This is a genomic window from Pseudomonas sp. yb_9 (genome assembly GCF_043103635.1).
In the GTDB taxonomy this organism is placed as follows: domain Bacteria; phylum Pseudomonadota; class Gammaproteobacteria; order Pseudomonadales; family Pseudomonadaceae; genus Aquipseudomonas; species Aquipseudomonas monteilii.
This window is the reverse complement of the sequence record NZ_JBICKA010000111.1, coordinates 20,680-33,864: the sequence shown is the minus strand read 5'-3', so window position 1 is coordinate 33,864 and position 13,185 is coordinate 20,680. Positions and strand designations below refer to the sequence as shown.

Genomic DNA, 13,185 nt, shown 5'->3' with positions numbered 1-13,185 from the left:
GGGTCGCCTCACTGGCCGGCCTGCGCGGTGTGCGCGGGCACGGCGAAGTTGTTGCGTTTGCAGAGCTTGGCTTCGACTTTCTGGGTGCCGCTTTCCGGCCCCTGCACCTCGAACGCCAGCAGGCGCTGGCTGGCCCAGTCCTCGTCTTCACGCATCTGGAAGACAAAGCGGCCGTCGGTGTCGGAGGTTTCCGGTTTTTCCAGCTTGATGTCTTCGTGGCGGCCGTTGAGGTACCACAGGGTGGCCTGCAACACCTTCACCGACGGGTCTTCGAACTTCACGTCCATCTGCAGGTTGCGGTTGATCAGCTCTTTGATCACGCCGCCCTTGCCGTTGACCATCAGTTCGTTCTTGCCGGGCTTGAGGGTGGTGCTGGCGCTCATCAGGGCCGGGCGGTCGTCGCAGCCGTCGTCGAGCAGGCCAAGGATTTGCCGCCAGATGGTTTCCTGGTCCAGGCGGTATAGCGGGGAGAACTCCCAGATCAGGATCTTCGGCGGGTTCTTCTGGAATTCCTCGCTGCCCAGGTACTGGATCATCGAGCCTTCCAGGCCACCGCCAGGGAAGGCGACGTTGAGCACGTCGGCACCGATGTACTGTTCGAGGAAGCCCGAGAAGTTGTAGTTCTTGCCACTGTGGCTGGTGCCGACCAGGGTGATCTGCGCGTTGCCGCCGTCACCGAACAGGTCGTCGCCACCACCGCTGGCACCTTTAGGCTCGGTGGCGAACTGGTCCATGTACTGCACCGCATAGCTGGTGCCGCAGAGCTGGCCGGCGACGTTGTGCAGGGTGCCGGTCTTGCCCATGCGCCCGGATTTTTTCGTTTCGAATTCCTTGCGCGGGATGCCTTCGAAGGCCGGCATGTGGTGCACGGTGTCGGCCACGATTTTGGCGGCGCGTTCGGCGCCGTATGGCGTCCAGTGTTGGTCGCCACGGAAGTAGAAGTCCTTGCCCTGGTCGGCGGCGGCCAGCTGTTCGTTGGTCAGCGGCGACAGGTCGGGCACGTTGTAGCCCATGCTCGCAAAGCGCTTGAGCATGGCCTGGTAGTTACCCAACGCCTTTTGGTAATCGAAGGCGGCTTTCTCGGCCGGGTTGAGCATGTTGCGGTTCACCAGGCCACGGGTCGGCTGGTACACCACCACCAGTTCCACGCCGCGCTTCTTGAACGCATCGTGTACCTGTTGCAGGCGCTTGTAGCCGGCCGGGGTGGTGTTGAACTCGGTGCGCAGGTCTTCGCGGGTACGGAACAGCCAGTCACCCTTGGCCTGCACCAGCGTGGTGAAGTTCTGCTGGTAACGGGTGGTGTAGCGGCTGGCGTCGTGCGCTTCAGGGCACAGCTGGCAGCACGGCTCGGCGCTGAAGGTGGGGGCCTTCACCTCGTCGGCGCGCACGCCCTGGCTGATCGCCAGAAGGGCGGCGGACAGGCCCAGCAGTTTCATCAGGTGTGGGGTCATGGTCTGGGCTTCCTTAATCGATCATTTCGGTCTGGCGTTCGACCGGGTCGATCAGCACAGCCTTTTGCTGGCGCACCAGCAGGTCGAGGATTTCGTCCTGGCGTTCACCCAGGATGCCGTTGAGGCTGATACCGCTGGCCTTGCGCGGGGCGAGCATCTGCACCTTGTACAGCTCGACCGACAGCGGCGAGTCGATCGACAGCGGGCCGGAGCCGTTGGCCGTCAGTTCACCGCCCACCAGAATCAGCGACACCTTGGTGTCGAACGGGTCCAGGGCAATGTCGCGGTCGGTATCGGACAGGTCTTTGATGTGGCCGTAAACGCCCACCAGGCCGTTGGCCATGGCGATGTTTTCGTACAGGCGAATGTTCACGCTGTTACGCACGCGGATGCCGTGGCGGCGGTTGTTGATCAGCTTGTTGCCCCAGATCAGGTTGTCGCCGCTTTCGTACAGGGTGATGCCGTCGGTGTGGTTGCGGTAGATCTCGTTGTAGGCGATCAGGTTGTTGACGCTGTTACGGTCGATCACCACGCCCGAGAGCTTGTTGTCGTAGCTCTTGTTGTTGATGATCCAGCTGTCGTTCACCTCACGAGAAACGATGATGCCGTGCTTTTTTTTGGTGCCGTACACGGTGTTGCCGGCGATGATCAGGCGGTGCGAGCGGTCGTGCGGGTCGATGCCGTACACGATGTTGTCGCGGTAGGTGCTGTCCTTCACCACGAAGTCCTGGGTCTCGTAGCAGTAGAAGCCGTACCACATGTCGCTGAACTCAGAGCCGATGATCCAGCCGGTGGGTTCCGGGCGGCCCATGCGCTTGGCCATGTTCGGCGTGTACTGTGAGATGCTCACGCCATACGACTTGGACTTGGCGTAGCCGAAGCTGGCCATTTTGGTGTTGACGATGTAGGTCTCGGTGCCGCCCCACGACAGCAGGAACGGGCGGAATTCCTTGGGCGAGCGGAAGGTTGCCGGGCCGTTGTCCTTTTCGCGCCAGCCGGTCACCTGGGTGTCGGTGACGAACAGCTTGCCGTCGTTGACCAGGAACGAACCGCCCTCCTGGGACAGGCGCAACTGCTTGACCTTGCCGTCGATCTCGAGGATGCCCTTTTGCCCGACCACAATCGGCAGGCGTGCCAGGTACACGCCCGGCTCGACTTCGCTGAGGTACTGTCTGGGCACCTTCTTGCTCAGTTCCACCAGGTCGACATGGCCGTCATCGACGAAGATCGCCTGCGGAATACCGTGCTGGCGCTGCACCCACTCGGCCGCCTTGTTGTCGCCGCCGACGAATTCCTTGAGGGTGTCTTCCTGGAACATGCGGCGCAGGCTGACCTTGCCCTTGTGGCTGCGGTCGATCTTCTTCTGCACCGCCTCGGCGGTGAAGCCGGTCAGGTCGGGCAGCTTGGGCGGGTCCATCTGCAGCGGCTCGATCGGCGCGCTGGCCACGGTGTAGGTCTTGGCCTGCTGCAGTTCCTTGGCAATGACCTGAGGTTCTGCGGCGGCGACCAGGTGGCTTGCCAGCAGCAAGGCGCTGGCCAACAGGCTGTGACGTAAGTGCGGGTGAAGGTTCATCAGGTCTCTCCCGGCCTCAGAATCGCCAGATCACGTCGACGAAGGCGCGGTGCATGTACGAATCCGCTTCCTTGCCATAGGCGTCGCCCGGCTTGAACACACCGGCGCGCAGGCGCACCAGGGCGGATGGCTCGTCGATGGCCTGGCTCATGGAGGCTGGCAACAGGCCTTGCTTGAAGTATTTGGTCACGACCACGTCCATTTCCTGGCCAAGGTCTTTTTCACCGTCGACCAGCTGGCGGTTGACGCCGTTGTCGTCGACGGCGGCATTGATGCCGCTGGAGCCGATGTTCTGGTTGCCGTCGACACGCCAGAACTTGTGGTAGATCAGGCTGGCGTCGTAGTCATCGCGCAGCTGCCAGGAGGCAAACAGGGTGGCGGCCTGCAGGTTGCCCAGTTCGCCACGGAACGCTTCACCGAAGCGGTGCACGCGCGAGCGGGTGCCGGTGAAGTTGGAGCGGTTGCTCTCAAGGCCGGTCTGCTCGAAGTTGTTCGAACCGTCCTCGCCACCGCCGCCGCTGCCACGGGCATAGGCCGCGCCGACCTGCCATTGCGGGTCCAGGCGCAGGCGAATGCCGAGGTCGGTGGCCCAGGCATTGACATCGCCGCTCTGCTTGCCGGTGGCAACCTGCTCGTCGCCGACGGCCTGGCTGCTGAGGGTGTCGCGGTCACCGGTCAGCCAGGTGACGCTGCCCCAGTAGTTGACGGTATGGTCGTTGCGCCAGTTGTAGGCGTCGCTGTTGGCTTCCAGGCCCAGCCAGGTCAGGTCGCCGGTGCGGGTCTTGTCCAGTGCATCGACGGTTTCGCCCGGGTTTTTCAGGCTGCCGCTGTCGTGGGTGTGGTGGGCGCGCACGCCTACCCAGTGGCCAGGGGTCCACTGTGTGGCGACGTTACCGTAGATGTGGGTGCGGTCCTTGTCTTCCGGGGCCAGTTCGGTGAGGTCGGTGCGGTATTCGCTGAAGCGCTGGGCCACGCCCAGGTCGGCCTTGAGCAGGGTGGTGTCGAAGGTCCAGTTCAGTGCTTCGATATTGGTGTCGCGCCACATGCCATCGTCGCTGCGCAGGCGCTGGCGACCGAGGCGAAGTTGCTCGCCGGGGTAGGCGGTGAGGCCGCTGTAGCCCACCCAGAATTCGCGCATGGCCAGGTAGCTTTTGTCTGGCTGGCGGCTGTCGTCACCGGTGTCGGTGGTGGTGCCGTCGTCGTTCTGGCGCAGGGTGTCGGTTTCGATGGTGTCGGTGGCGGCGACGGCCTGGCCCATGGCGTAGGCGCTCCAGTTGCCGCGTTCGCCGTACACCCACGGGCGCAAGTCCAGGCCCAGGCCGTTGACGTCGCCGCCAGGGCGGGTGCCCAGGTCGCGGTCGTCTTCCGACTGGCCGGTGATTTTCACGTCCAGGCCGAAGTTTTTCTCAGCGGTCATTTCCGCCAGGGTCGGGCAGGACCACAGCAGGGCGAAGCTCAGGCCGATGCCAGCTTTCACGAAGGGATTGAGCGTCATAGCGAGTCCTCACCGTCTACGTCTTTTTCGTCGTCTTGCAGGGCTTCGAGTGCCAGGGTGCTGTTCGCGCCCTGGGCCATGCTGCCGCGTGCCTGCTTTTCCTGGTCCAGCAGTTGCTGGGCCTGGCTGCGTTGATCAGGCGTGAGTTGCTGGTCGAGTTGCTGCAAGAGTTCGCCCGATTGCGGCGTCGGGTTGACCTGCGACAGCTGGGCGAACACCCAGGCGTTGCCCGGTTGCGGGCGGATGCCGTGGCCTTCGCTGAACAGCTGGGCCAGGGCATAGTCGGCGCTGTTCTGCCCGCCACGGGCGGCGGCCAGCAGGTGGTCGACAGCCTTCTGCGGCTCGACGTTGCCCAAATAGCCACGGCGGTACAGCTGGCCCAGGTAGTAATGGGCGCTGATCTCACCTGCGTCGGCGGCAGCCTGCAGGTGCTGCTCGGCCTTTTTGGCGTCGGCTGGCAGGGTCTTGCCTTCGTAGTACAGGCGGCCCAGCAGCAGTTCGGCGCGCGGCTGTTCGGCTTCGCGGCCCTTGTCGATGTAGGCCAGCAACTGGTCGGTGTCGCCCAGTTCGGGGAAGTCGTACACCAGTTGTGCCAGGCTGACCCAGGATGCTGGGTTCACCGGGGCCACCTGCTCAAGCAGCTCCTTGGCGGTTTTCTCGTCGGTCTGGCCCAGGCTGCGGTCAGCCAGCACACGGGCAACGCTGTCGACCCGGGTGGCCGGCACGGCGTCACGGGCGTAGGCGGCTTTCAGTTGGTCAAGCAGGGCGGCTTGCTGGTCGGCCTGGCCACGCTTCTGGTACACGGTGGCCAGTTCGACGTAGCAGATGTCGGTGGTGTTCAGGGCGGCTTTACAGATTTTCTCCACCTCGCCCAGGTGCTGCTCGTAGGTGCCTTGGGTGCGGTACAGCAGCACTTGGGCCAGGCCCGCTTCCGGGTTGCCGGCGGCGCGCCATTGGTCGATCTGCTGCTGTGCGTTGACCTTGGGGAAGCTCTGCGGGTAGCTGAGGTAGAGCATCGCCAGCGGAATGAGGGTGTTGCTTTCGCCTTGACGGGCGGCTTGCTTGAGCAGCGACTCGGCTTCCTCGCGCTCGGCCTGGGTGCTGTCGGGCTTGGCCACCAGCAGGCGGCCAAGGCGCGCCTGAGCGCGGGGCGACGTGGCCGCTGCGGCGCGGTAGGTGGCCTCGGCTTCCTTGATTTGCGACGGGTCGCGGGTGGCCACCTTGATGTCGGCCAGGCCCACTTGCGCTTCGCTGTAGCCCAGGTCGGCCAGGGCCTTGTAGTTGCGCTCGGCCAAGGCCGTGTCACCGCGTTTCATGGCTTCGTTGGCCAGGCGCTGGTCGGGCAGGCCGGCACAGCCGGCCAGGGTGATGGCGGCAGCCAGGGCACACAGGCCCAGGCTTGTGCTCTTCTTGTAGGGAATCATGCTGTGATCCTCTTACAGCCCACGGGCGACGGCTTTGTCGATCAACCAGTTCAGCGATGGGCCACGGTCGCTGTTGACCGCAGCCGGGCGGCCGGCCAGTTCGGCAGGCAGGCCGCTGTCAGGCTTGATCTGCACACGAATGTCGGAGGCGAGGTCGTCGCTGTTGAGACTGGCGCTGCTGACGATCTGGCCGGTGCGCACTTCGTCTTCGCCGGCTACCTGGAAGTTGACCCGGGTACCTGGCTTGACCTCGTCGAACTGGCGGTAGCTGAAGCGGGCTTCGACCATGGGCGTGGTGGTGCGCGGGATCAGCTGGAAGATCGGCTGGCCCTTGGCGGCATACTGGCCGTCGTCCACCAGCTGGCGGGCGACCACGCAATCGCAGGGGCTGGTGAGGGTGCCGGACAGCTGCTTGCCGAATAGCTCTTCGATCTTCGCCGGCTCCAGCTGCGAGTCGTCCAGATTGCCCTTGAGCATGTCGAGCATGCTGGTGGAGAAGCTGGCCAATGGCGCGCCCTTGGCGATCTGCCCACCGCCCTCGACCAGGCTACTCACGGTGCCGTCGCGCGGCATGGTGATGGTGGTGGTCGGTACCGCGACCACACCGGCTTCGGCATGGCTGATGAAATACATGCCGTACAACGACTTGGCGACAAAGCCGAAAGCCGCGACGCCGACCACGAACACGCCCAAGGTGACGGTGACTGCCTTGAACCGGCCAAAGGCGCTCAGGCCCGAGCCGCCGTCTTTTTGCTTACGCGCCTTGGTGAAGTTGTCACGTTGCAGGGTGCTGAGCACGTCGCCGATGCTGATCAGCTCACCGGACAGGTGGCTGGTGATGATGTGCCGCAGCGTGGCGATGTCGCGGGGTTCGAGGTTCTGGAACTGCGCACCGGTACGGCCGCTGCTCGGGTTGTACGAGCGCACCTGGAACTCGATGTCGATCGACAGGCCCAGGTTGTCGACCACGAACTGCAGGCGCCCGCGCAGTACATCGCCTACCGACAATGGCTGCTTGGTGTGGAAGCTCAGGCCACCGGCAGAAAGGTCGTCGACCTTCACCTCATGGGTTTGGCGCTGGGCGTCCAGAAAACGCAGCTTGGCGGGAATGCGCACCCGGGCGTGTTGGCGCTGGGCTTCGGACTCATGCACGACATTGACGTTCACGGCGGTATTCATGGTGGTTTGTTCCTGTTAGATCCGATCCGGGTTGGGCTCACACGACCATGAACAGCACAGCAACGAAGATGCTGGCCGCCGAGAAGGTCATGGTCCGCGAGGACCAGGTGTTGAACCATTGTTGAAAGCTGGCGAGGTCACGCTTGAGGGCAGTGGGCTGACGCGTCCACGACTGCTTGTCGAGGCGGAAGAACACGTAGATCTTCATCAGCGCGCCGATGATCTGGTTGTAATAGAGAATCAGCGGGTAGGCCGGGCCTACGTTGTGGCCGGAGCACAGCAGCATGACGGTGAGTATCAGGCGGGTGATGCCGATCCACAGTAGGTACACCAGCAGGAAGGCCAGGCCGAACTTGAGGCTGGCGATCACCGCCACGGTCAGCCCCAGCAGGCTGGTCCACATCGACACGCGCTGGTCGAACAGCACAATGCTGGTGAACAGCCCCAGGCGGCCCAGGCCCAGGCCCAGCGCACGGGAATTCTGCCGCAGGTTGTTGCCGTACCAGCGGTACATCAGCTTGCGGCTGGCCTTGAAGAAGCTCTTTTCGGGCGGGTGCTCGACCGTATTGATGGCGGCGTCCGGCACGTAGAAGGTGTCGTAGCCCAGGCGCATCAGGCTGAACCAGCTGGACTTGTCGTCACCGGTGAGGAACTTGAAGCGGCCCAGTCGCCAGTGCATCAGCGAGTCGCTTTCGACGTCGGCAATGAACTCAGGGTTGGTCACCACGCTGGCGCGGAACATCGACATGCGCCCGGTCATGGTCAGCACGCGCTTGCTCAGGGCCATGGAGCACATGTTGATGTGGCGCTGGGCGAAGCGCAGCTTGTGCCACTCGCTCATGATGTAGCCGCCGCGTACTTCGCAGAACTCGTTGGTGGTCAGGCCGCCGACGTTGGGGAACAGCTTGAACCACGGCACGGTTTTGCGGACCACGCCATCGGCCAGCACGGTGTCGCCGTCGATCACCGCCACCACGGCGTTTTCGTCCGGCAGCATGCGCGATATGGCACGGAAGCCGTAGGCCAGGCCATCGCGCTTGCCGGTGCCGGCAATGCGCACGATGTCCAGCTTCACATGGGCTGGCGGGTTGTATTTGGCCCACAGGCTTTTCACCAGCAGTTCATCGGACATTTCCACCAGCGAGCAGACCACGGTGGTGGGGAAGCCGCAGTTGATCGCCTCGCGGATCACCGAGCTGTACACCTGGGCGGTGGTCAGCGCTTCGATGCGAAAGCTGGTCACCATCAGGTACACATGCGACGGGTCGGTGGCATTGCCCATCTTCTGCACCTTGCGGCGCAGGTACGGGTACACACCGTAGAGGAAGATCATGCCGCGGATGAAATGGGTGGCGCCCATGGAGTAGCGCCAGATGCCGACTGCGCCGACCAGGAAGATGAAGTGCTTCGACTGCGAGTCGAAGATATCGGCTGGCAGGGCCAGGGCGATCAGCATGAGCAGGCTCATGTAGAGCAGCCACCCGGCGCACTGCAACAGCACGGTCTGGAGCCTTTGCATGTTCAGCATCCGTCGAGAATTTGGGGGAGGGTGGGCAACGGAAGTGGGGAGGCTTCCGTTGCCCGGCCAGGCACTTACCAGCAGATGCCTTCAGTGCGGCTGGTGGTGCAGGTCGGCTTGCTCATGAAGCCGACCAGGTCGATCACCTGCTTGCCCGCTGGCGCTTGCTGAGCCAGCGCGCGGAACTGCTCATCACGGTTGCCGAGCACGATGATGTCGGCGTTGTCGATCACCTGCTGGAAGTCGGCGTTGAGCAGCGACGACACGTGCGGGATCTTCGACTCGATGTAGTCCTTGTTGGCACCGTGGACGCGGGCGTACTGGACGTTCTCGTCGTAGATGTCCAGCTGGTAGCCCTTGCCGATCAGGCGCTCGGCCAGCTCTACCAGCGGGCTTTCGCGCAGGTCGTCGGTGCCGGCCTTGAAGCTCAGTCCCAGCAGGGCGACCTTGCGCTTGTCGTGGGCTTCGATCAGCTCGAAGGCGTTCTGCACCTGCGATTCGTTGCTGCGCATCAGCGAGTCGAGCAGCGGTGCACGTACGTCGAGGCTGGCGGCGCGGTAGGTGAGGGCGCGTACGTCCTTGGGCAGGCACGAGCCGCCGAAGGCGAAGCCAGGGCGCATGTAGTACTGGGACAGGTTCAGCACGGTGTCCTGGCAGACCACGTCCATCACTTCACGGCCATCCACACCTACGGCCTTGGCGATGTTGCCGATTTCGTTGGCGAAGGTGACCTTGGTGGCGTGCCACACGTTGCAGGTGTACTTGATCATCTCGGCCACTTCGATCGGCTTGCGGATCACCGGGGCGTCGAGCTCTTCGTACAGGGCCTGCAGGATGTCGCCGCTGGCGCTGTCCAGTTCGCCGATGACGGTCATCGGTGGCTGGTCGTAGTCCTTGATAGCGGTGCTTTCACGCAGGAATTCCGGGTTGACCGCCACGCCGAAGTCAACGCCGGCCTTTTTGCCCGAGCAGTCTTCGAGAATCGGGATGACCACGTTCTTGACGGTGCCCGGCAGCACGGTGCTGCGCACCACGATGGTGTGGCGGCGGGTGGTGTCACGCAGCACGTAGCCGATTTCGCGGCACACCGACTCGATGTACTCCAGGCCCAGGTCGCCGTTTTTCTTGCTGGGGGTACCCACGCAAATCATCGACACGTCGCTTGCACGGATGGCTTCGGCGAAGTCGGTGGTGCCGCGCAGGCGGCCATTGGCGATGCCCTGTTGCAGCAGTGCTTCCAGGCCAGGTTCGACGATGGGCGACTTGCCCTGGTTGATCAGATCGATCTTGGTGCTGGACACGTCCACACCGATCACTTCATGGCCACGCGCCGTCAGGCAGCCTGCACAGACTGCACCCACATAACCCAAACCAAAGATGCTGATACGCATCGCTATCACCTCATGTGTTTATCACGCCGACGCTTACCAAAGTGCCGGCCGGGTTGATTAACAACAGTTTTCGGGCGCACGGATCCATGGCGAATGCACACTTCGCCGAGCGCAGGCAAAATAAATCCAGAGCGCAAGAAGTTATGCACTCAAAGTTGGCAGTAAAAAGCCATCTATTAAAAAACGTGCCCTGAAATGCAGCCGTCTTTATTGCAATGCGCTACTTGGCGCGTTGCTGTGCTTGTTTTTTCAAGTGGAAAAATCCTTTGAAATCAACCACTAGGACGATTTGTAAGGGGCGCGCCTCTCCTGCATGGACAGGGTTTCGGGGTTTCCGTGATACCTGTCGAAGTTATCAAGGCAGGTAGTGGATACCTGCCCGTGTCATCTGTAAGTCATCTCTCACAACCCGGAGGCAGGAAATGCGTTACGGCACTATGAGCGGCAGGTCGCGGGAGAAGTTCCTGAGTGGGTTTCGTCCGGATGAAAGATTTCTAAATATTTTTTCAGTGGCGGACAGTTTCAATTTGATAGCACGCGAGTGTTTTGTCCCCGTATATAAAGGACGAAACTGTTGCGAGATGTTTTTATGCCAGCATCGAAAAATATTTTTCAAAAAACGTCAAAAAAGCTATGAACGGTCTTATGGCGTTTGGTGATAAGGGTAGGAGTGGTGGTTTTTTGGCGTCAAAAAATAGTCTTTTTGTGGTTGGTTCGGATGGGCATGCCTTGAGAGGGTCTTCGCCTGTGAGACCGAGCGCCGCCCGCGCGGCGCATCGCGAGCTGCGCTCGCTCCTACGTTTGTTTCGGGCCAGTAACGCATATGGCAGTCGCGCGCGACCGCCTGGTGTGTACGACGCGATATCGCGCCATGCGCCAAGGCGTACGCGCGCAAATCTCACAGGAATAATTGGCCGTAAACAAACGTAGGAGCGAGCGCAGCTCGCGATGCGCCGCGCGGGCGGCGCTCGATCTCAAGAGCTGCGCAAATGCCGGATCAATCGCCCGGATGATCCCGCAAAAACACCAGATGATCAGCCTTGGACTGCTCGGCGCTGTAGTAGTACCCCTGCACATCAAACTGCTTGAGCTGCTCCGGGTCGCTGATGCGTTGCTGGATAACAAAGCGGCTCATCATACCGCGGGCTTTCTTGGCGTAGAAGCTGATGATCTTGTACTGGCCGTTCTTCAGGTCCTTGAAGTCGACGTTGATCACCCGGGCCTTCAGTGCGCTGCGTTTCACGGCACTGAAGTACTCGTTGCTGGCCAGGTTCAGCAGCACGTCATCACCTTGTTCAGCCAGGGCCTGGTTCAGCCATTCGCTGATGCGTGTGCCCCAGAAGGCATACAGGTCCTTGCCGCGGGCGTTGGCCAGCTTGGTGCCCATTTCCAGGCGATAGGGCTGCATCAAATCCAGCGGGCGCAGCAGGCCGTACAGGCCCGAGAGCATGCGCAGGTGGTCTTGCGCATAGCTGAAGTCGTCTTCATCCAGGCTCTCGGCGTCGAGGCCGGTGTATACGTCACCCTTGAACGCCAGCAGCGCCTGCTTGGCATTGGCCGGGGTGAAGTCCGGGGTCCAGCTGCCGAAGCGGGCGGCATTCAGGCCGGCGAGCTTGTCGGACAGGTGCATCAGTTCGCTGATTTGTGCAGGCGACAGCTCGCGCAGTTGCTGGATCAGCTCCTGGGAGTCGTCCAGGTACTGGGGCAGGGTGAAACGCTCGGTCACCGGCTTGGTGTCGTAATCGAGGGTCTTGGCGGGGGAAATCACCGTCAGCATCGGGTCGGCTCCTGGCATCGTTGGCCGTGGATTCTACGGGGTGGGCGGTGCAAGTCCAAACTATGACGACGATAGTCACAGACCATGGGGCGGTGCAGGCGCTATAGTTCGCGTTTTGCCGTTGCGGAGCCTTACACCGTGCGCATCGTCTTTGCCTTGCTGGCCGCTCTGTTGAGCTGTGCCGTGCAAGCCGCCCCTTCACCCCAGGTCAGCCTGGACCGCAGCCTGTGGCCCGAACAGCTGGATAGCCCCGCGCTGTTCGATGTGGCCTCGCGGGCCGAGATTCTTTCGTTCGCCCAAGTGCTGCATGAGAGCGAATTGCTGGACGATGCGGCGCTGGCGGCGCGGCTGGGGTTGCGGCAGATCAATCTGCAGAAGGTGCGTCAGGTGCGGGCGCGCATGTGGCAGCGGTTATCGGAGGGTTATCAACAGGCGCAGCGCAGTTGCGTGCAGGATGCATCGTTTTGCTATCCGGTAACTTCCATGGCGGATTTACGTGCCCAGGCGGCAACGTTCGCTGCTGATGTCGGCACGTTCTATACCGGTTGGATCGAGCCGAGCCATCAGTTCCATGTGCGCTACCTGGACGAACAATTGCGCAAGGCGGCGCTGCTGCCGCAGACCAGCAGCGAGGTCGAACGGCTGTCTTCGCGCGAGCGCAATGGTGATGAGCTGAACGACCGCATGTTCCTGCTGACCTTCGTTGGCGGGCCTGGGCCGGACGACGGGAATACCGACATGCTGACGGATTACCTGCGTCGGCAGAAGCTTCAGGGCACCTTCTTCGTGCTGGGTAACCGCCTGCAACAACGCCGTGATGCGGGGGCGGCGAATGCGGTGCGCCAACTGTATCGCGGGCAGTGCGTGGGTATTCAAGGCTGGGAATACCGCTCCCATGCCCAGTGGACGGATTGGCAGGACTCGCTGCGACGTAGCCAGGCGCGGGTGCAGGCTGACCTGCCAGAACAATATGTGCCGCTGTTCCGCCCGCCTTATGGCCAACGCCGTGCCGATGGCGACGCGTTCATGGCTAGCCAACAGTTGCGGGTATCGCTGTGGGATATCGATGCCCAGGATGATGGCGTTTTGAGCGCAGAGGCCTCGGCGCAGCGGGTACTGACCCTGATGCTGTTGTGGCGCAAAGGGGTAATCCAGTTCCACGACAGCCTGCCCAAGGCCCAACCGGCGGTGGAATGGTTGCTACGCAACACCGCCCAAAGCGGGATTGGCTGGGAAGATTGCCGGGAATATGGATATAGCGAACAAGGGGTATGACTTCTGAGCGTAGTCCCGTCTGGCCTCGCCGCCAAGGCCTCTTCGTCAATCGGAAAAATAAACTTCAAAAAGACGTAAAAATGCTTTTTTCGGTCATGGCT

9 protein-coding genes are annotated in these 13,185 nt (G+C 62.2%); 1 reads left to right on the top strand and 8 read right to left on the bottom strand.

Annotated elements, in window-relative coordinates; all coding sequences use genetic code 11:
• Nucleotides 1-8: 8 nt before the first annotated feature.
• The 8 genes from ACF8MI_RS26915 to yaaA form a co-directional block, all read right to left on the bottom strand.
• Complete coding sequence (locus tag ACF8MI_RS26915; RefSeq protein ID WP_060499768.1) at nucleotides 9-1,451, bottom strand: alginate O-acetyltransferase; 1,443 nt, start codon at nucleotides 1,449-1,451, stop codon at nucleotides 9-11.
• Nucleotides 1,452-1,464: 13 nt separating this feature from the next.
• Nucleotides 1,465-3,024, bottom strand: coding sequence for a mannuronan 5-epimerase AlgG (gene algG / locus ACF8MI_RS26910; RefSeq protein WP_060499769.1), 1,560 nt, complete (start codon nucleotides 3,022-3,024; stop codon nucleotides 1,465-1,467).
• 16 nt (nucleotides 3,025-3,040) lie between these two features.
• Nucleotides 3,041-4,519, bottom strand: a complete 1,479-nt coding sequence (locus tag ACF8MI_RS26905; protein ID WP_156868099.1) for an alginate export family protein — start codon at nucleotides 4,517-4,519, stop codon at nucleotides 3,041-3,043.
• Complete coding sequence (gene algK / locus ACF8MI_RS26900) at nucleotides 4,516-5,943, bottom strand: alginate biosynthesis TPR repeat lipoprotein AlgK (protein WP_200929111.1); 1,428 nt, start codon at nucleotides 5,941-5,943, stop codon at nucleotides 4,516-4,518. The genes ACF8MI_RS26905 and algK overlap by 4 nt, the downstream gene beginning before the upstream one ends.
• 12 nt (nucleotides 5,944-5,955) lie before the next feature.
• The gene (locus ACF8MI_RS26895; protein ID WP_200929112.1) at nucleotides 5,956-7,122 is read right to left on the bottom strand and encodes an alginate biosynthesis protein Alg44; all 1,167 of its coding nucleotides are present in this window, start codon (nucleotides 7,120-7,122) and stop codon (nucleotides 5,956-5,958) included.
• 37 nt (nucleotides 7,123-7,159) lie between these two features.
• Nucleotides 7,160-8,641, bottom strand: a complete 1,482-nt coding sequence (locus ACF8MI_RS26890) for a glycosyltransferase family 2 protein (protein ID WP_025753970.1) — start codon at nucleotides 8,639-8,641, stop codon at nucleotides 7,160-7,162.
• A gap of 74 nt (nucleotides 8,642-8,715) precedes the next feature.
• The gene (locus ACF8MI_RS26885; RefSeq protein WP_016713524.1) at nucleotides 8,716-10,032 is read right to left on the bottom strand and encodes a nucleotide sugar dehydrogenase; all 1,317 of its coding nucleotides are present in this window, start codon (nucleotides 10,030-10,032) and stop codon (nucleotides 8,716-8,718) included.
• A 997-nt stretch (nucleotides 10,033-11,029) separates the two neighbouring features.
• Complete coding sequence (gene yaaA / locus ACF8MI_RS26880) at nucleotides 11,030-11,809, bottom strand: peroxide stress protein YaaA (protein WP_186723109.1); 780 nt, start codon at nucleotides 11,807-11,809, stop codon at nucleotides 11,030-11,032.
• A gap of 138 nt (nucleotides 11,810-11,947) precedes the next feature.
• On the opposite strand from yaaA, the gene ACF8MI_RS26875 reads away from it, so the two are divergent.
• On the top strand, nucleotides 11,948-13,084 hold the full coding sequence (locus ACF8MI_RS26875) for a polysaccharide deacetylase family protein (RefSeq protein WP_060499774.1): 1,137 nt from the start codon (nucleotides 11,948-11,950) through the stop codon (nucleotides 13,082-13,084).
• Nucleotides 13,085-13,185 lie beyond the last annotated feature (101 nt).

Coding starts and splice junctions, on each gene's coding strand:
- ACF8MI_RS26915 (WP_060499768.1), bottom strand. CDS start 1,451: ATGACCCCACACCTGATGAAACTGCTGGGCCTGTCCGCCGCCCTTCTG.
- algG (WP_060499769.1), bottom strand. CDS start 3,024: ATGAACCTTCACCCGCACTTACGTCACAGCCTGTTGGCCAGCGCCTTG.
- ACF8MI_RS26905 (WP_156868099.1), bottom strand. CDS start 4,519: ATGACGCTCAATCCCTTCGTGAAAGCTGGCATCGGCCTGAGCTTCGCC.
- algK (WP_200929111.1), bottom strand. CDS start 5,943: ATGATTCCCTACAAGAAGAGCACAAGCCTGGGCCTGTGTGCCCTGGCT.
- ACF8MI_RS26895 (WP_200929112.1), bottom strand. CDS start 7,122: ATGAATACCGCCGTGAACGTCAATGTCGTGCATGAGTCCGAAGCCCAG.
- ACF8MI_RS26890 (WP_025753970.1), bottom strand. CDS start 8,641: ATGCAAAGGCTCCAGACCGTGCTGTTGCAGTGCGCCGGGTGGCTGCTC.
- ACF8MI_RS26885 (WP_016713524.1), bottom strand. CDS start 10,032: ATGCGTATCAGCATCTTTGGTTTGGGTTATGTGGGTGCAGTCTGTGCA.
- yaaA (WP_186723109.1), bottom strand. CDS start 11,809: ATGCTGACGGTGATTTCCCCCGCCAAGACCCTCGATTACGACACCAAG.